The organism is Salipiger sp. IMCC34102 (assembly GCF_004145405.1).
Taxonomy (GTDB): Bacteria; Pseudomonadota; Alphaproteobacteria; order Rhodobacterales; family Rhodobacteraceae; genus Loktanella.
On the sequence record NZ_SELQ01000003.1, the window covers coordinates 338,385 to 354,645 of the forward strand.

General features: G+C 68.0%; 15 protein-coding genes. 1 reads left to right on the plus strand and 14 read right to left on the minus strand.

Annotation, left to right across the window (positions count from 1 at the left end):
• Positions 1–69: 69 nt before the first annotated feature.
• The 7 genes from EU805_RS09280 to purF form a co-directional block, all read right to left on the minus strand.
• Positions 70–1,296, minus strand: coding sequence for a peptidoglycan DD-metalloendopeptidase family protein (locus EU805_RS09280; RefSeq protein ID WP_129763674.1), 1,227 nt, complete (start codon positions 1,294–1,296; stop codon positions 70–72).
• A 47-nt stretch (positions 1,297–1,343) separates the two neighbouring features.
• Positions 1,344–1,961: a protein-L-isoaspartate(D-aspartate) O-methyltransferase gene (locus tag EU805_RS09285; RefSeq protein ID WP_129763749.1), complete on the minus strand. Its 618-nt coding sequence runs from the start codon at positions 1,959–1,961 to the stop codon at positions 1,344–1,346.
• Positions 1,962–1,978: 17 nt separating this feature from the next.
• Positions 1,979–2,761: a 5'/3'-nucleotidase SurE gene (surE, locus tag EU805_RS09290; protein ID WP_129763675.1), complete on the minus strand. Its 783-nt coding sequence runs from the start codon at positions 2,759–2,761 to the stop codon at positions 1,979–1,981.
• A 66-nt stretch (positions 2,762–2,827) separates the two neighbouring features.
• Positions 2,828–3,472 (minus strand): SDR family oxidoreductase, encoded by a 645-nt coding sequence (locus tag EU805_RS09295; protein WP_129763676.1) that lies wholly within the window; start codon positions 3,470–3,472, stop codon positions 2,828–2,830.
• A 38-nt stretch (positions 3,473–3,510) separates the two neighbouring features.
• Positions 3,511–3,783 (minus strand): hypothetical protein, encoded by a 273-nt coding sequence (locus EU805_RS09300; RefSeq protein ID WP_129763677.1) that lies wholly within the window; start codon positions 3,781–3,783, stop codon positions 3,511–3,513.
• A 96-nt stretch (positions 3,784–3,879) separates the two neighbouring features.
• A complete protein-coding gene (locus EU805_RS09305; protein ID WP_129763678.1) occupies positions 3,880–4,845 on the minus strand; it encodes a mechanosensitive ion channel family protein in 966 nt (321 codons plus the stop codon).
• Positions 4,846–5,017: 172 nt separating this feature from the next.
• Positions 5,018–6,511, minus strand: a complete 1,494-nt coding sequence (gene purF, locus EU805_RS09310) for an amidophosphoribosyltransferase (protein ID WP_242494104.1) — start codon at positions 6,509–6,511, stop codon at positions 5,018–5,020.
• Positions 6,512–6,697: 186 nt separating this feature from the next.
• Between purF and EU805_RS09315 the strand changes: the two genes are divergently transcribed.
• The gene (locus tag EU805_RS09315) at positions 6,698–7,846 is read left to right on the plus strand and encodes an AI-2E family transporter (protein ID WP_129763679.1); all 1,149 of its coding nucleotides are present in this window, start codon (positions 6,698–6,700) and stop codon (positions 7,844–7,846) included.
• Between the two features lie 105 nt (positions 7,847–7,951).
• Here EU805_RS09315 and EU805_RS09320 read toward each other — a convergent pair whose 3' ends face one another.
• The 7 genes from EU805_RS09320 to EU805_RS09350 form a co-directional block, all read right to left on the minus strand.
• Positions 7,952–8,530, minus strand: a complete 579-nt coding sequence (locus EU805_RS09320) for a CvpA family protein (RefSeq protein WP_129763680.1) — start codon at positions 8,528–8,530, stop codon at positions 7,952–7,954.
• 25 nt (positions 8,531–8,555) lie between these two features.
• Positions 8,556–9,920 carry a DNA repair protein RadA gene (radA, locus tag EU805_RS09325; RefSeq protein WP_129763681.1) on the minus strand — a complete coding sequence of 455 codons (1,365 nt, stop codon included), beginning with the start codon at positions 9,918–9,920 and terminating at the stop codon, positions 8,556–8,558.
• 108 nt (positions 9,921–10,028) lie between these two features.
• Positions 10,029–10,838 carry a DNA repair protein gene (locus tag EU805_RS09330; protein ID WP_207208092.1) on the minus strand — a complete coding sequence of 270 codons (810 nt, stop codon included), beginning with the start codon at positions 10,836–10,838 and terminating at the stop codon, positions 10,029–10,031.
• A gap of 288 nt (positions 10,839–11,126) precedes the next feature.
• Positions 11,127–12,182, minus strand: coding sequence for an alanine racemase (gene alr / locus EU805_RS09335; protein WP_129763682.1), 1,056 nt, complete (start codon positions 12,180–12,182; stop codon positions 11,127–11,129).
• Between the two features lie 120 nt (positions 12,183–12,302).
• On the minus strand, positions 12,303–13,073 hold the full coding sequence (locus EU805_RS09340) for a hypothetical protein (protein WP_129763683.1): 771 nt from the start codon (positions 13,071–13,073) through the stop codon (positions 12,303–12,305).
• A gap of 4 nt (positions 13,074–13,077) precedes the next feature.
• Positions 13,078–14,352 carry a hypothetical protein gene (locus EU805_RS09345; RefSeq protein WP_129763684.1) on the minus strand — a complete coding sequence of 425 codons (1,275 nt, stop codon included), beginning with the start codon at positions 14,350–14,352 and terminating at the stop codon, positions 13,078–13,080.
• Between the two features lie 348 nt (positions 14,353–14,700).
• A complete protein-coding gene (locus tag EU805_RS09350) occupies positions 14,701–16,203 on the minus strand; it encodes a replicative DNA helicase (protein WP_129763685.1) in 1,503 nt (500 codons plus the stop codon).
• Positions 16,204–16,261: the final 58 nt, after the last annotated feature.

Genomic DNA, 16,261 nt, shown 5'->3' on the forward strand with positions numbered 1-16,261 from the left:
CGGCGTGCCGCGCGTCTTGAGTTTATCTTGCCAGATGAAGGGGCGGGCGGCTGCGCCCCGTCCTGAAGGTCAGCCGGGCAGGTAGTCGTTGGGGTCGACGGCGCTCATCCCTTCACGAACTTCGAAGTGCAGGAAGGTGGGCGAGCCCGCCGCGACCGTGCCGATCCGGCCCCCGCGGCTGACGCTGTCGCCCTTGGCGACTTCGAGGTCGTCGAGGTTCGTGTAGACCGTCATCAGGTTGTCGGGGTGGCGGATGACCACGATTGACACGCCAGAGGTATCCTCGGTCACCGCGGCCACGGTGCCCCGGTCGGCGGCCTGCACGGCAGCGCCGGCGCTGGCACCGATGTCGATACCTTCGTTCCTGCCGGGATTGTAGTCCCGGATCACGGCGCCCGAAACGGGGCGCAGGAAGCGCGCATCGCTCGCAGGTGCGGAGGCGGCCGGGGCCGGCGCGGGTTCGGGGGCCGGTGCGGGTTCGGAGGCGGGCGCCTCGGGGGCCGGAGCGGAGTCTTTGATCTGGGTCGGCGGCGTCGCTTCGCTGGTCAGATCCGGCGGATCCGGCAGGTCGGCGATGGTGAACCCGGGCGTGGCGTCGGTGGTGGGAAGTGGCGCCGTGGCGGAGGGTGGCGGCGGGGTCGGGGTCCCGGCGCCCGGCGCGGTCGGTGTCTCCAGCGTCGTCGTGGTGGTCGAGGCGCCCGCGCTCGTCGGCACCAGCAGGACCTGGCCTTCACGCACGCTCAGGCTGCCGTCGAGGCCGTTCCAGCTGGCCAGTGTCGCGACCGGAATGTCGTAGAGCCGCGCGACCGAATAGGCGGTCTCGCCCCGGGCGACGGTATGGCGGATGGGTTGCGGTGCCGTGGTGGCGACAGGCGTCTGGGGGCTTGCGCCCACGCGGTCGAGGGCCGTGGTCGCCACGGCCGTCACGTCGAGCGGGACGGTCGCCTGTTGTCCTGCGACGCGGGCGGGCAGGGCCACGATCTCTCCGGCGCGCAGGGTGGCATCGGCGTCGATACCGTTGGTGCTGGCCACGTCGGTGGCATTCAGGCCCAGCCGGGTCGAGATGCTGCGCACCGTGTCGCCGCTGCGGGCGACGGCGACCTGGTAATCGGGATAGGTGATCACGCCGCGCTCGTCCGCCTGGGGCCGTTGCGAGGCATTGGCCGCGGCAGGAGAGGTATCGAACCCGCCGGCCCGGTCGCGCAGGTCGATGTCCGGCATGGGTCCGTCGCAGGCCGCCATCGCCACGAGGGCGGCACAGGACACGGTCAGTCGGGTCAATCGGCGGATCTGCATGGGCGCTCCTGGGTCTGCTTCCCGTCTCGCGCGGGTTGGCTCAGGTTCTAGTCCTCTCCGAGCCCTTCAATCAAGGGAACAAAGCGGACGGTGGACAATTCATCGTAGTCCAGCCCGGTTTCGGTCCGGCGGACGCGGATCAGGTTCTGGATGGTGTCGGACTGCCCGACGGGCAGGACCATGATGCCGCCGACGCGCAGTTGCGCAAGCAGCGGGCCCGGGGGATCCTCTGCGGCGGCGGTCAGAAGGATCCGGTCGAAGGGCGCCTGTTCGGGCAGCCCGTGAGACCCGTCGCCGGTCATGGCCGTGATGTTGGCGATGCCGAGCGCGTCGAAGACCGTCTGCGCCTGGCTCACCAGCGTGCGGAACCGGTCCACCGTGTAGACCCGCCGCGCGAGCTTCGACAGGATCGCCGCCTGGTAGCCCGAGCCGGTGCCCACTTCGAGCACCTTGTGACGCGGCTCGACCTCCAGCGCCTGGGTCATGAGGCCCACGATGGATGGCTGGCTGATGGTCTGCCCGCAGGAGATCGGCAGCGGCACGTCGTCGTAGGCGCGCGAGGCGAAAAGCCCGCGCAGGAAGCGGGCGCGGTCCACGCCCTCCATCGCGTGAAGGACGCGCTCGTCCGTAACCCCGCGAGAGCGCAGGGCGAAGAGGAACTGCATCTTCGTTTCGGGATCGATCACGTCAGCCGGTCTTTGAAACGGTCAAGCACCGCGTGCGCCGTCAGGTCCGCGCGCATCGGCGTCAGCGAGATGTAGCCGTCGACATTGGCCCGCGCATCGGTGCCTTCCGCCGTCCGGCGTTGCTGATCGCCCCCTTTAACCCACAAGAAATGCCGGTAGGAGGGGGCCTCGACGCGGACGACGTGATGGTGACCCCCCTGACGGAACCCCTGGGCGGTGACCTGAAGGCCCTGGACCTCCTTGGCGGGGACGGGCGGGAAGTTCACGTTCCAGAACAGCCGGTAGTCGGCCTCGTCCCAGGGATCGGCATCCAGCAGGCGGCGGATGGTCCGAACGCCATGGTCGCGCGCCGCCGAGAAGGGGACCGGCTCGTCCCGGTTGTGCGGCCCGTAGAACTGCGACAGCGCGATGGCGCGGCAGCCTTGCAGCGCGCCCTCCATCGCGGCGCCGACGGTGCCGGAGTAAAGCACGTTCTCGGCCGCGTTGTTGCCGCGGTTCACGCCCGACAGGATCAGGTCGGGCCGGTCGGGCATGATGTCGAAGAGCGCCGCCAGCACGCAATCGGCGGGGGTGCCCTGGATGGCGAAGCGGCGCGGCGCCACCTCGCGGACGAGGGTCGGCATGACGTAGCTGATACAGTGACCGACGCCCGATTGCTCGTCGGTGGGGGCCACGACCCAGACCTCTCCGTCGGGGCCGGCGAGTTCGGTCGCGATCTCTTCCAGAACGGCGAGACCGGGGGCCTGGATGCCGTCGTCGTTGGTGATCAGAATACGCATGAGGCCCCGTCTTTGATTTTGCGCACCCTAATGGCCGCGGGAGGTACGGGCAAGCGGGCCTGCGCGCTAGCCCAGGACCTGCGGCAACAGGCGTGCGGCCTCGACGGCGCAGGGGGTGAGTGCCCCGCGATCCTCTCCCGGGAAGAAGCGGCCGCGCAGGGCGGTGGGCATCGGCGCCGGCGCGAGCGTGGTGACCTGCGGTCCGGTGCGCGCCGTCTCGGCCGCCCAGGAGCGGACCAGCGCCATCTGCGCGGCCTTGGTCGCGCCATAGGTGCCGAAGAACTTCTCGCCCGCGCAGGCGTCGTCGAAGAAGACGGCGCGTCCCGCCTGGCCCAGCAGGGGGGCCACGTAAGAGATCAACCGCTGGGTTCCGGTCACGTTGACGTCGAGCGCCTTCGCGAAATCCTTCGGGCCGATATGGGCGGCGGGGGCCAGCGGCGTGGCGTGGATCGCGGTGTGAACCCACAGGTCGAGCCGTCCCCAGCGGTCGAAGATGCCGCGGCAGAGCTGCTGCATCGCGGCATCGACAGTGATGTCCATGGGGGCGAGCGTCGCCTGGCCACCGGCGGCCTGGATCGCGTCGTCCAGCTCTTCCAGCGCGCCCGTGGTGCGGCCCACGGCGATGACGTGATGGGTGGGGGCCAGGGCCGCGGCGATGGCCGCGCCCAGCCCGCGCGAGGCCCCGGTGACAAGTGCGATACGGTCGGTCATGCCGCCCCTTTGCCGCAGCCGTGGGCCGCTGTCCAGCCTCAGCCGGGCATCGTCAGGGTGCGCGCGGCCCCCCGACGGTCGACGATCTGCAGCGCATCCTCTGCCACGGCGATGACGGTGATGTCATCGGCGGTGTCGCCTTCGCCCAGGGATTCGATCCGGCCGTCCTCGAGCCGCACGAGCGCGCGGTTGCCTTCCGGCGTGCTGCGCACGCCGATAAGCGCCACCCGGTCGAGGGGGATCTGTTCCTCCGACCGGGCAAGATCGGCCACGTGGTCGGGGGTGGGATTGATGTCGTTCGTGTCCGTCATGGTGATATCCGCCTTGACTAATGATCTCGAACGCATCTGTCGGATCGCTTCGGCGGAGGGAAGGGGGGCGGCCGCAGGGGGCCGGGATTGGCGTCTTTACGCCGAATCCCCGGCTTGCGCCGCCCGCTCCGCCTTCGTCTGCTCGCGGCTGCGCGGGTCCTGACCTTGCGTGGGCCAGCCTTCGCGCTGGCGCGAACGGATGCCGTCGCTTTCCTCGGTCTGGTCGTGGAAGAGGTGCACCTGCGTCGGGTAGGGCAGGTCGATGCCGGCCTCGTCGAGCGCGATGTAGGTGGCCTGAATGACTTCCCCCCGGACGTGGATGCGATCCTTCTTGGGCGATTTCGTCCACCAGCGCAGGCGGATGATGTTGGCGAAGTCGCCCTGCGCCACGGGGATCGTTTCCGGCGCGGGGTCGGGCAGGACCCCCTCGATCCCGCGGCAGGTCTCTTCCAGGATCTGGCGCGCGCGGGCCCAGTCGTCGTTGCAGCCGATGCCCACATCGAGTTCGCTGCGCAACTGATCGTAGGCGGTCAGCACCACGACGCTGTCGGTGTAGATGTCGGCGTTGGGGATCACCACGCGGCGGCCGTCGTATGTCTTGATGAGCGTGGCGCGGGTCTCGATCCGCTCGACGGTGCCCTCGTGCCCGCCGGAGACGATCTGGTCGCCCACCGCGAAGGGCTGGCGCAGCAGGATCAGGATGCCCGCCAGCATGTTCTGCAAGATGTCCTTGAAGGCGAAACCGATGGCGACGGACCCGACGCCCAGACCCGCGATCAGGTCGCCGGGCTTCACGGAGGGTGCGACGATGGTGATCGCCAGCATGACTCCGACGATGATGAAGATCCATTTCACGAGGCTGGAGGCGACATCGGCAAGGCTCGGCCGGTCGCGCCGCGCGGCGGCCCGGCGGACCGCGCCCGAGATCAGTCGGGCGATGACGTAGAAGATCGCGATGACGACCAGTGCTATGGCGATGTTGGGCAAGAGCCGGAAGAACCCGTCGAGCCAGGTGTCGAGCTTGTCGAATATCAGACCGGGGTTGGCGTCGACTTCTTCCATCGGGGGATCCTGCGCTTGCTGTGTCTGGCGCGAGATGGGCCGACCGCGGCACGCGTCAATGGAGCCGTGAACACGGGACGGTGCGCACGGGGGCAGGGGCCATGGACCGGGCCCCGGAAGTGAGGTTGGAAGGCAGATCGCCGGGCCCCGGATCGGGTCCGCGGCAGGGCGTCTATTCGGCGGCGACCTTGGTCTTGAAACCGGCTTCGAGCTTGTCGGCCGGGGCGATCGGATAATCGCCCGAGAAGCAGGCGTCGCAATACTGCGGGCTGTCGTTGTCGCGCCCCTCCGCCTCGCCCACCGCGCGGTAGAGCCCGTCGAGGGAGATGAACTTCAGCGAATCGACGCCCAAGTGCTCGGTCATCTCCTCTTCGGTCATGCGCGCGGCGAGAAGCTTCTCGCGCTCCGGCGTGTCGACGCCGTAGAAGCAGGGCCACATGGTGGGCGGGCTCGCGATGCGGAAGTGGACCTCCGCGGCACCGGCGTCGAGGATCATCTCCTTGATCTTCTGGCTGGTGGTGCCGCGCACGACGCTGTCGTCCACGAGGATCACGCGCTTGCCGCGGATGAGCGCGCGGTTCACGTTGAGCTTGAGGCGCACACCCATGTTGCGGATCTGCTCGGAGGGTTCGATGAAGGTGCGGCCCATGTACTGGTTGCGCACGATCCCCATGGCGAAGGGGATACCGGATTCCAGGCTGTAGCCGATGGCCGCAGGCGTCCCTGAATCGGGCACCGGGCAGACCAGATCGGCCTCCACCGGCGCTTCCTTGGCAAGCTCTCGCCCGATCGCCTCGCGGGTCTCGTAGACCGAACGGCCGCCCAGAGAGGAATCGGGGCGGCTGAAGTAGACGTGCTCGAAGATGCAGAAACGCGATTTCCGCGGGCGGAAGGGGAAGTGGCTTTGCACGCCGCCCTCGGCGCTGATGACGACCATCTCTCCCGGTTCGATCTCGCGCTCGAACTCGGCGCCGACGATGTCGAGCGCGCAGGTCTCGGACGCCAGCACCCAGCCCTCGCCCAGGCGGCCCAGCACCAAGGGGCGCACGCCCAAGGCATCGCGGCAGCCCATCAGCTTCGTGCGCGTCATGGCGACGACCGAGAAGGCGCCTTCGACCTTGCGAAGCGCCTCTTCCATGCGGTCGGGAATGGTGCGGCCCATGGAGCGGGCCATGAGGTGGATGATGCATTCCGAATCCGAGGACGACTGGAAGATCGACCCGCGCTCGATCAATTCGCGCCGCAGGGCCACGGCGTTAGTGATGTTGCCGTTATGCGCGATCGCGGCGCCGCCCATGGAGAATTCCCCGAAGAACGGCTGCACGTCGCGGATCGCGGTCTGGCCTTTGGAGCCGGCGGTGGAATAGCGCACGTGGCCGATGCCGATCTCTCCGGGCAAGGTCGCCAGGATCTCCGCGCTGGTGAACGTGTCGCGCACGAGCCCCATCCGGCGGGCCTGGTTGAAGCCGGTCGTGGGATCGTATGTGACGATGCCGCCGGCCTCCTGCCCGCGGTGCTGAAGCGCGTGCAGGCCGAGGGCCAGGAAGTTCGACGCCTCCGACACGCCGACCACGCCGAAGACACCGCATTCTTCGCGCAGCTTGTCGCCGTCGGGATCGAACGGATGGGACGGCAGGGATTTGCAGGGGGACTGGGGCTGGCGCACGGGGCAGATCCTGTATCCGGGAGCGTTGGGGCGCTCATACTCCCAAGATTGGCCGGTGTCACGCGGGGCCTCGGCAAGATCGCGCGCCGGTTCCCACAACGCACGGAACCGTGAAGGCAAGGTCGCGTTGGGTTTCCTACGGCACGTCGTCGTATTGCCATCTCAGCCGGACAGGACCCCGCACGCATGGAAGAATACGCCGAGCATCTTCAGGCCATCCGCCGCAGTCTCAACGTGCTGTGCATCATCGCGGTCTTCGTGACCTGCTATTTCGCCCGCGACCTGATCCTGCCGGTCGTGCTGGGTCTGCTGATCGCGCTGACGCTCAGCCCGTTCTCCCGCGCGCTCGGACGCATCGGCGTGCCGCGCTGGATCTCCGCCGTGGTGCTGATCGCGGTCACGACGATCGCGATCGGCGGCGTGACGTACTTCGCCTCGGGCACCGTCACCGACTGGACCTCCCGCCTGCCCGAGATGGGGCGCGAGCTGGAAGACAAGCTGTCGGGCATCTTCAACCAGCTGGAAACGGTGCGCCGTGCAAGCGACAGCGTGGCCGAGATCGCGGGGGCGGGGGCGGCCGAAGATCCCCCCGGTCCGGCCGAGCCACCGCAGGAGGTCGTCGTCCAGCAGCCCACCTTGCTTAACGACATGATGGGGGCCGTCAGCACGCTGTCGGCCACGCTGCTCGTGGCGCTGGTGCTGGCGGTCTTCCTGCTGTCCTCTGGCGATCTGTTCTACATCAAGCTGGTGCAAAGCTTCGAGACCATGAGCGGCAAGAAACGCGCCCTCACGGTCGTCTACGACATCGAACGCAAGGTCTCGAACTACCTGCTGACGATCACCTGCATCAACGCAGGTCTAGGCGTCTGCGTGGGCCTCTGGCTCACGCTCCTGGGGCTGCCCTACGGGTGGATCTGGGGGATCGGGGCCTTCTTGATGAACTTCCTGCCCTACCTCGGCGCCATCACCGGCGTCGCGCTGGTCGCGGCCATCTCGATCATCACCTTCGACGATCTGGGCTACGCCGTGCTCGCGCCGATCGGCTATTTCGTCCTGACCACTATCGAGGGCAATTTCGTGACTCCCGCGACGCTGGGGCGGTCATTGAAGATGAACACGGTCGCGGTCTTTCTGACCGTGGTGCTCTGGGCCTGGCTTTGGGGCATTCCCGGGGCGCTGGTCGCGGTGCCGTTCCTCGTGGTCTTCAAGGTGATCGCCGATCACGTCGACCGGCTGTCGATCTTCGGCAACTTCCTGGGCGGATCGCACACCGTCGACCCGGAGAACTTCAACCGCGCGCGCGCGAAGCTGGAACAGGACGTGCCGGGCAGCTGACCCCCTTCGCCCGGTGCCCCGACGACGAATGCCGGGCGCCGCTTCAGGCAAGAGCATCGGCGGGCAGGCGAACCCGGGACCCGAGGGCCTGATGCCGGTGTTCTATTACTCGACCACCACCGGCGCATCGACCGCTTCGCAGGTGCTGATCAGCTGCGTGTACTGGGTCGTGATCCAGCCCAGGGCCGCCTCGGGGTTGCGATCTTCGAGGTTGCCGCCGAAGCGGGTGAAGATACGGGCCGAGCGGCTGTCCTCGACCATCGCGATGTCCTGCGTGGACAGCACGGTCTGGTAGACGAAGAAGGCCACCGCCACGAGCAGCACGCCGCGCACGACGCCGAAGAGGAACCCCAACGCCTGGTCGGGGCCGTTCAAGGCCGAGCGTTGCACGACCGAGGAAAAGAGCGGCGTGAAGATCGAGACCACCAGAAGCGCCAGCGCGAAGACCGCGGCGAAACCCGCGATGATCGACAATTCGCAGCTGTCGCCCAGGAAATCTCCCACCATCGGGATCTGACGCACGAGAGGCACCGCGACGTCGGCGAAGAGGAACGCCAGGATCGTCGCGCCGATCCACCCCGCGATGGCCATCGCTTCGCGGACGAGGCCCCGTGAATAGGCCAGCAAGGCCGAAACCACGATGACCAAAGCGACGATACCGTCGATGAGGGTGAAACCGTCCATGTTGAATCCCCGGGGCTCGCGGGCTTCAGCGGGCGCCGAAGACCTGTTCTACGAAACCGGCCAGATCCTGCGTTTCGCGCAGATCCAGACCGGCGCCTTGCGTGCCCTTCGGCGCGCGCGGCATGATCGCGGAGGTAAAACCAAGTTTCTGCGCCTCTTTCAATCTGTTTTCGGTCTGGATGACGGGACGCAGCGCACCGGACAGGCTGATTTCGCCGAAAACCACCGACTCCTTGGGCAATGCTGCGTCCTCCCGGGCGGACACCAATGCGGCGGCGACGGCCAGGTCGGCGGCAGGTTCGGTGATCCGCAGGCCGCCGGCCACGTTGAGGTAGACGTCCAGCCCCGTGAACGGCACGTCGCAGCGCGATTCCAGCACCGCGAGGATCATCGCGAGCCGCCCGCCGTCCCAGCCCACGACCGACCGGCGTGGCTGGCTGTGGGGCGAGGGGGCGACCAGCGCCTGGATTTCGCACAGGACGGGCCGCGTGCCCTCGATGCCCGCGAAGACGACGGAGCCCGGGGCCGGATCGCCGCGCTCGGAGAGGAAGAGGGCGGAGGGATTCTTGACCTCGGCCAGGCCGCGGCCCGTCATCTCGAAGACGCCGATCTCGTCGGCGGGACCGAAGCGGTTCTTGACCGAGCGCAGGATGCGGAACTGGTGGCCACGCTCGCCTTCGAAATAAAGCACCGTGTCGACCATGTGCTCGACCACGCGGGGGCCGGCGATGGCGCCTTCCTTGGTGACGTGGCCCACCATGATGACCGAGATACCGTTGCGCTTGGCGAAGGTCGTCAGCTCGTGCGCGCAGGCGCGGACCTGGCTGACGCTGCCGGGCGCGCTGTCCACGGTGTCCGACCACATGGTCTGGATCGAATCGATCACCACCAGGTCGGGCGAAAGCCCGTCCATCGTGGTCAGGATGTCGCGCAGGTTCGTCTCGGAGGCGAGCTGGACCGGCGATTTCTCCAACCCCAGGCGGCGGGCGCGCATCTGGACCTGGGCGTTCGATTCCTCGCCCGAGACGTAGATCACCTTCAACCCGCCGCGCGCGAAGCGGGCCGCGGCCTGCAGAAGCAGCGTCGACTTGCCGATGCCCGGGTCGCCGCCCACCAGAAGGGCGGAGGCGCGGGTCAGACCGCCCCCCAGCACCCGGTCGAGTTCGTTCACGCCCGACAGGGTCCGGGGCGGCTCCGCCTCCTGCGTGGCAAGGTCGGTGAGGGTGATGGCCGTGCCGCGGGCCTTGCCAAGGCCCTGCTTCTTCGGACCGTGGGACAGGCCCTTGTCCTCGACCAGCGTGTTCCAGGCCCCGCAGGCGTCGCAGCGACCGGTCCACTTGGCGTGGGCGGCCCCGCAGGCGGTGCAGGTATAGGCAAGATCCTTGGGCATGTTCTTCTTTTGCCCCATGGCGGCGGGGGGAGCAACGGCAAAGACGAAACGGCCCGCCGGGTGGGGCGGGCCGTTGCAAAAGGTGATCCTGCGACGGGTTACGGGGCGTTACTCGGCCGCGGGCTTCTGCCCGAGCGGCACGATGTTGTCCGTGCGCGGCGTGGCCTCGGCCTCGGGTGCCATGGGCTTCGTCTCGCGATCGAGCGAGGTGTCGTGCTCCAGCGCGTAGCCCAGCAGCGGCAGGACTTCCTGCAGCATGTCGTCGAGGTGGGCGAGCTGGCTGGCAACCCTCGTCTCCTCGACCTCGACCTGCGCCGACCAGGTGCGGATCTGCTCACAGGTGTGCAGCGCCTCGACGATCTGCTCCTGCTGGGCCTCGGCTTCTTCCTGGCGCTGCTTGAGGAACATCTTGGCGCGCGCGACGCGCTCGTCGGAGTAGACCTCCGCCAGGTGGCGGCTGCTCTGGCTCATCTGTGCCGCGACTTCCAGCACGCCCGGCTCGAGGCGGGCGAGGTCGGGGTGGTCACGCAGGTAGGACAGGCGCTCGCGCACCGCGTCGAACTCGGAGCTGAGGGTGAAGACCCCCTCGCGGTCGGCGTGGTGGACGGCGTGATAGGCGCGCTGCACGTCTTCCATGTTGATCTGGAAGTCGCGGTGCGAGCGTTCCAGCATCGAGATGCGGGCATTCGTCGGCAGAAAGAACGCGATCACGACCAGCAGGGCCGTGATGGCGATCTGCAACCACATTCCGGCCTGGCTCAGCGCCACGTCGCCCAGGCTGGCCTGCAGGCTGAGCCACGGGGCGACCCCGAGGGCGCAGGCGATGGTGTAGCCCAATGCGGCCAGCGCAAGGCCCGCGACCAGGAAAAGTGAAACGGTATGCAAAACGCGGGAAAGCAGGCGCAGGGTGTGGGTCATCGGGTCCTCGGTCGATCAGGCAGCAAGGCGCGGGATGCAGCGCTTTTCATGCTGTCGAACGCGGCAAGTTAACCAGTTGTTCCAACGTCAAGGCATGTTTCCGAGGTTTCGAAATTGGTGCGGATTTTCGCTCAGCCGAATCTTGGGGGATTGCCGTGTCTCACGCACGCTGCGTTTTCCCCAAGGCGAAACTTCGCTGATGGTGCCGGAGCGCCCGAAACCCATCGGCGGCAAAGCGCCACCATAGGCGTGGTTTTCAATGTGCGGGCGTGGAACCGTCAGGCCAGGTCAGGCCTTCGCGCGGGTCGAATCGCCGGTGTGTCGACGGCTGTAGCGCGCCCCCAGCGAGGTCAGGATCTCGTAGCCGATCGTGTTCGCGGCGCGGGCCAGATCGTCCACCGTCTGTTCCGCAGAAAGCAGTGACAGGCTGGTCGGATCACGGTCGAGGTCGGTGATGTCGACGGTCACGAGGTCCATGGAGACGCGCCCGACCAGCGGCACGGGTTTTGCGCCCGCATAGAGCAAGGCACGCCCAGGCGCCGCACGCAGCACCCCGTCGGCGTAGCCCGCCGCCAGCGTCGCCAGCCGCGTGGGCCGCTCGGCCTGCCAACTGTTGCCGTAGCCCACGACCTCTCCTTCGGCCAGATCGCGGATCTGCACGACGGGCAGGTCGAGCCGCGCCACGGGCCGCGCCCCCCCGAAAGGCAGACCGCCGTATAGGCCGATGCCCGGGCGGCATTCGTCGAAATGATACTCGCGACCCAGCAGGATCCCCCCGGTCGCGGCCAGGCTGCGCGGGGTGGTGATGCCGTCGGTCATCTGGTGGAAGACGTCGAGCTGGTAGGGGTTCATCGGGTGATCGGCCTCGTCCGCGCAGGCGAGGTGGCTCATCACCACGACGGGCTTGCGCTTGAGCGCCTCGATCGCGACCTTGGCCCAGTCGTCCCATTCGAGGCCGAGCCGGTTCATCCCGGTGTCGAGTTGTATGCCGAAGGAATGCTCCGGCAGATCGGCGAAATGACGGTCGATCTGCTCCAGGCTCGACAGGATCGGCGTGAGGTTGTGCGCGACGAGCGTTTCGGTGTCGCCTTTCATGTGCCCGGTCAGGACACGGACCTGGGCGCGCGCGCCCACGGCCTCCCGCACGGCGGCGCCTTCCTCTGCGTAAGCCACGTAGAAGATCCGCGCGCCCTGGCGGGCCAGGGTCGCCGCGACCTCTGCCGCGCCCAGACCGTAGCCGTCGGCCTTGACCACCGCCGCGGTGTCCACCGACGTCATGGCGTTGAGCGCGCGCCAGTTCGCGGCGACGGCGCCAAGGTCGATGGTCAGGTGTCCGGTGCTCATAGGCGGCGGTTCTGCCACGGTTCGCGGGTTGTCGCAATAATCACGCGTCCGCAGGCGGCTTGATTTGACGGGCCTTCGCGGACCGCAGGCGAAAGCCGTCGGATGGGTCTGCTGCGCCGCCTAGTCGCCGGTGGTCATGCGGTAGCGGGTCAACTCCTCGGGCGTCAGCAGGTAGATCTCGTCCGGTGGGGTCACCAGCGCGTGCTGCATCACCAGCGGGTCGATTCCCATCTGGTCGAGGAAGGTCATCACGTCGCCCTGGCCGCGCTGGATGTCCTCGACCGCAAGGAAGGCGGGCAGGGCGGTGTTCTCTCCGAAGTAGTGCTGGTGGACGCCGACGAGCGCGCCGTCCTCGACCTCGCGGTCGGTGCCGGAGGCCAGCAGGTAGGGACAGGCGGACAGGCAGATATCGGTTTCGGTCATCCGGGTGCCGAGGCCCGCGTCGCGCATCTGACGCCCGATCGCCAGCGCGTCCATCACCGACCCGCCGGGGCTGTTGAGGAAGGCAAGCTCCGGCGCGGGATCGACGGTCGCGAGGAAGTCGGCGAACCGGTCCGCGTCGCCGGGGGCGATGGTGCCCGTGAGGGTGATGACGGGGGCCGCGTCCCAGACCGTGTCCTGAAACGCCAGCCGGGAGGGCATGTCGGTGTCGACGGGCACCGGTCGCGTGCCCGGTCGCGGCGCACGCGGGTTGATGTCGGACGGCGCATAGCGGCGGGTCTGGTCGCCCGGAGAAAGCGGCTGCGTCAGCTCGGGCGCGTCCGTGCCGCGCCCGATCCGGGGCAACACGCTCAGCAGATCGTCGCTGAGCATCAGGGCCCCGAAGGCCAGTTGCAGGCCGAGGATCCACTTGAGGCTGCTGGCGACCGTGTTTCGCGAAGAGCGGGCCATCCCGTCAGTCCTTCGGCGGCGGATCGGCGGGCGAGGGCAGGATCGGCGGCGGGGCCGCGCCCGTGTCGAGGTCGCGCGCCGCCGCGAGCGCCGCGCGCAACTCGGCCAGCGTCATGCTGTCCTCGCTCGCGGTACCGTCGCGGCCCGCGCGGATGGCGGCCTGCGTCACCGCGAGGATCAGCACCAGCACGGCCGGCAGCAGGTCGATGGCGATGGCACCTGCCCAGCTTGGCACGAAGTTGCCCGCGTAGAGGATCACCGCATCGGCGGAGGAGATCGGGGTGTAGCTGATGTCCTCTGGCGGGGTCATCGCCAGCACGTCCTGGGCCGCGGCCTGCAGGGTCTCGGCCCGCTGGCTCAACACGGCGAGGACCGAGTCGATGGTCGCCTGCTGCCCGTCGCGGGTGGTCTGGCGGGACCCGTCGAGTTGCGGCAGCACCACCGCGTCCGTCAGGTCCACCGCGGCCCGGTTCACCAGCGAGGCGACGGAAAGCTGCCGCATTTGCGTGATGACGTTGGCGAGCCGCACGGCTTCTTCCGAGAAGGGGACGGAGCGCTGCTCGACCGGGCCTTGCTCCACCGTCAGCGCGCGCATCCGGCTGAGGATCGCGTTGCCTTCGGCGAAGGCCTGTTCGACCAGCGGTTGCTGGGCGAGGATCTGGCTCTCGAGCGCTTCGAGTTCGTCGGACTTCTGTTGCAGCAGACGGAAGACGGCCCCCTGACCTGCGAATCCCGAAAGCTGGCCGGTGGCCTCCTGCTGGGAGAGATCCTCGAACGACTGGCGCACGCGGGCGACGTCGCGGGCCAGGGACTGGCCGGACTGGGTGATCTCGTCGGCGCGTTCGAGCGCGGTCTGGTAGTCCTGCACGGTGCGCGCGAGGTGGGTTTCCACCGCGGCGGCGCCGGCGAGGGCCGCGGCGTTGAGCCAGGACGACATGGCCACGATCGCGACCGATCCCAGCGCCATCGACAACAAAAGACCGATCCGCGCGGCCCCCGTGCGGACGGCCGGAAGCAGGCGCATGAGGTAGGACCAGAAGACGAAGATGCCCACGGAGACCGCGACCGAATAGGCGAGTGCCGCGAAGACCGAGAGCGCGCCGGTGTCATCCAGCAGGGACGACACGCCGAGGTAGGTGTAGATCCCGGAGGCCACGGCAAGCACGCCGAGGGCGGTGCCGGTGATGCTGTCGAGCCAGCCCACGTGGACTTCGAGGTCGCGGGCGTTGCGCAGGTCGCGCGCCTGTGCGCGGCTGAGGCGCGGATCTGGATCGGACATCGGGGCTCCTAGCGGTTTCGTTCAAGATAGGAGCGGGGGCGGGGGTTTCAAAGGCGGGCTGTCGCCCGGTGGAGGTTTTGCACCTCCACACCGCAGCAAGGTATGTCCGGCTGAAAGAAAAGGAGGCCGCGGCGCCCTGTTCCGAGGCGCGTCGTTGGGTGGAGCGTGGCCCGCGTTGGGGGGGGAATTTACGTGACGAGACCGCAATGTTTCGCATGCGAAACATATTATGTCAATTTTAACAGTATGTTAAGACACGTTTCTGCAGGCACCTCATGGCGCGCGCGGCGGTTGAGAGACCGGAAACGGGCCGGTCGGTGACCCGCTTTCGGTTGCAGGGATGCGCCGTCAGAAATCGCGGTTGCCGCCGCCGCCGTCCTGCTGCCAGGGCTTCACGAGGTTGCCGAAGCGGGTGAAGCGGCCTTCGAACGCCAATTCCACCGTGCCGATGGGGCCGTGGCGCTGCTTGCCGATGACGACCTCGGCCTTGCCGCGCAGACGCTCCATCTCTTCCTGCCAGAGGGCGATCTTGTCCATCTCGTGATCGCCCGGCTTTTCGCGTTCCTTGTAGTATTCCTCTCGGAAGACGAACATCACGACGTCGGCGTCCTGCTCGATCGAGCCCGATTCGCGCAGGTCGGAGAGCTGCGGGCGCTTGTCCTCGCGGCTTTCGACCTGGCGGCTGAGCTGCGACAGGGCGATGACGGGAATGTTGAGCTCCTTGGCGATGGCCTTGAGCCCCATGGTGATCTCGGAAATCTCGTTGACCCGGTTCTCTCCCTTGCCGGTGCCGCGCACGAGTTGGAGGTAGTCCACCACCAGCACGTCGAGCCCGTGGGTCCGTTTCAGGCGGCGGGCGCGTGCGGCGAGCTGGGAGATCGGCAGGGCCGGCGTGTCGTCGATGAAGAGCGGACAGGATTCGAGCTGCTTTGCGGCCTCGACGAAGCGGCGGAACTCGGGCTCCGACATGTCGCCGCGGCGGATCTGCTCGGACGGGACCTCCGCCGCTTCCGACAGGATCCGGGCGGCGAGCTGCTCGGCCGACATCTCGAGGCTGTAGAAACCCACGACGCCGCCTTCGACCGCGCCTTCGGTGCCGTCCTGCAAGGTGCCCTTCTTGTAGACCTTGGCGATGTTGTAGGCGATGTTCGTGGCCAGCGAGGTCTTGCCCATCGACGGACGCCCGGCGAGGATCAGAAGGTCGGACTTGTGCAGGCCCCCCAGCTTCTTGTCGAGGTCCACCAGCCCGGTGGAGACCCCCGCGAGCCCCCCGTCGCGCATGTAGGCCTGGTTGGCCACGTTCACCGCATCCGTCACGGCCGACAGGAACGACTGGAACCCCGATTCCGCCTGACCGCTTTCGGCGAGCGCGTAGAGCGCCTGTTCGGCCTCCACGATCTGGGCTGCGGGTTCGGAGGCCACGTCCATGCGCGACGCCTTGCCCGCGATGTCCTGTCCCACGGCGATGAGCTGACGGCGGATCGCGAGGTCGTAGATCATCTGCGCGTAGTCGCGCACCGCGAAGGCCGAGATGGCATTGGCCGCAAGGCGCACGAGATAGGCCCCGCCGCCGAGTTCCTGCAGGCCCTCGTCGTCCTCCATGTAGCTCTTGAGCGTGACGGGACTGGCCAGCGCGTTCTTCGACAGGCGGGCTTGCGCGCATTCGAAGATCCGCGCGTGGACGGGATCGTAGAAATGCTGCGGGCCCAGGATCGACGCCACCCGGTCGAAGATGTCATTGTTGGTCAGGATCGCGCCGAGAAGCTGCTGCTCCGCCTCGATCGAATGCGGCACGCGGTCGGCGCTCGCCTCTTCGGTGCCGGTCGCGTTGAATACCGAGATCTCGTTCATCTGCGTCCCCTGTCGACTGCTGCCGCCGTCCTACACACTCCCCGGGTGCGGGGTCAAA

Bases quoted from the DNA above. Each gene is read 5' to 3' on its own strand.
- EU805_RS09280 (WP_129763674.1), bottom strand. From the start codon at position 1,296: ATGCAGATCCGCCGATTGACCCGACTGACCGTGTCCTGTGCCGCCCTC.
- EU805_RS09285 (WP_129763749.1), bottom strand. From the start codon at position 1,961: ATGCAGTTCCTCTTCGCCCTGCGCTCTCGCGGGGTTACGGACGAGCGC.
- surE (WP_129763675.1), bottom strand. From the start codon at position 2,761: ATGCGTATTCTGATCACCAACGACGACGGCATCCAGGCCCCCGGTCTC.
- EU805_RS09295 (WP_129763676.1), bottom strand. From the start codon at position 3,472: ATGACCGACCGTATCGCACTTGTCACCGGGGCCTCGCGCGGGCTGGGC.
- EU805_RS09300 (WP_129763677.1), bottom strand. From the start codon at position 3,783: ATGACGGACACGAACGACATCAATCCCACCCCCGACCACGTGGCCGAT.
- EU805_RS09305 (WP_129763678.1), bottom strand. From the start codon at position 4,845: ATGGAAGAAGTCGACGCCAACCCCGGTCTGATATTCGACAAGCTCGAC.
- EU805_RS09315 (WP_129763679.1), top strand. From the start codon at position 6,698: ATGGAAGAATACGCCGAGCATCTTCAGGCCATCCGCCGCAGTCTCAAC.
- EU805_RS09320 (WP_129763680.1), bottom strand. From the start codon at position 8,530: ATGGACGGTTTCACCCTCATCGACGGTATCGTCGCTTTGGTCATCGTG.
- radA (WP_129763681.1), bottom strand. From the start codon at position 9,920: ATGCCCAAGGATCTTGCCTATACCTGCACCGCCTGCGGGGCCGCCCAC.
- EU805_RS09330 (WP_207208092.1), bottom strand. From the start codon at position 10,838: ATGACCCACACCCTGCGCCTGCTTTCCCGCGTTTTGCATACCGTTTCA.
- alr (WP_129763682.1), bottom strand. From the start codon at position 12,182: ATGAGCACCGGACACCTGACCATCGACCTTGGCGCCGTCGCCGCGAAC.
- EU805_RS09340 (WP_129763683.1), bottom strand. From the start codon at position 13,073: ATGGCCCGCTCTTCGCGAAACACGGTCGCCAGCAGCCTCAAGTGGATC.
- EU805_RS09345 (WP_129763684.1), bottom strand. From the start codon at position 14,352: ATGTCCGATCCAGATCCGCGCCTCAGCCGCGCACAGGCGCGCGACCTG.
- EU805_RS09350 (WP_129763685.1), bottom strand. From the start codon at position 16,203: ATGAACGAGATCTCGGTATTCAACGCGACCGGCACCGAAGAGGCGAGC.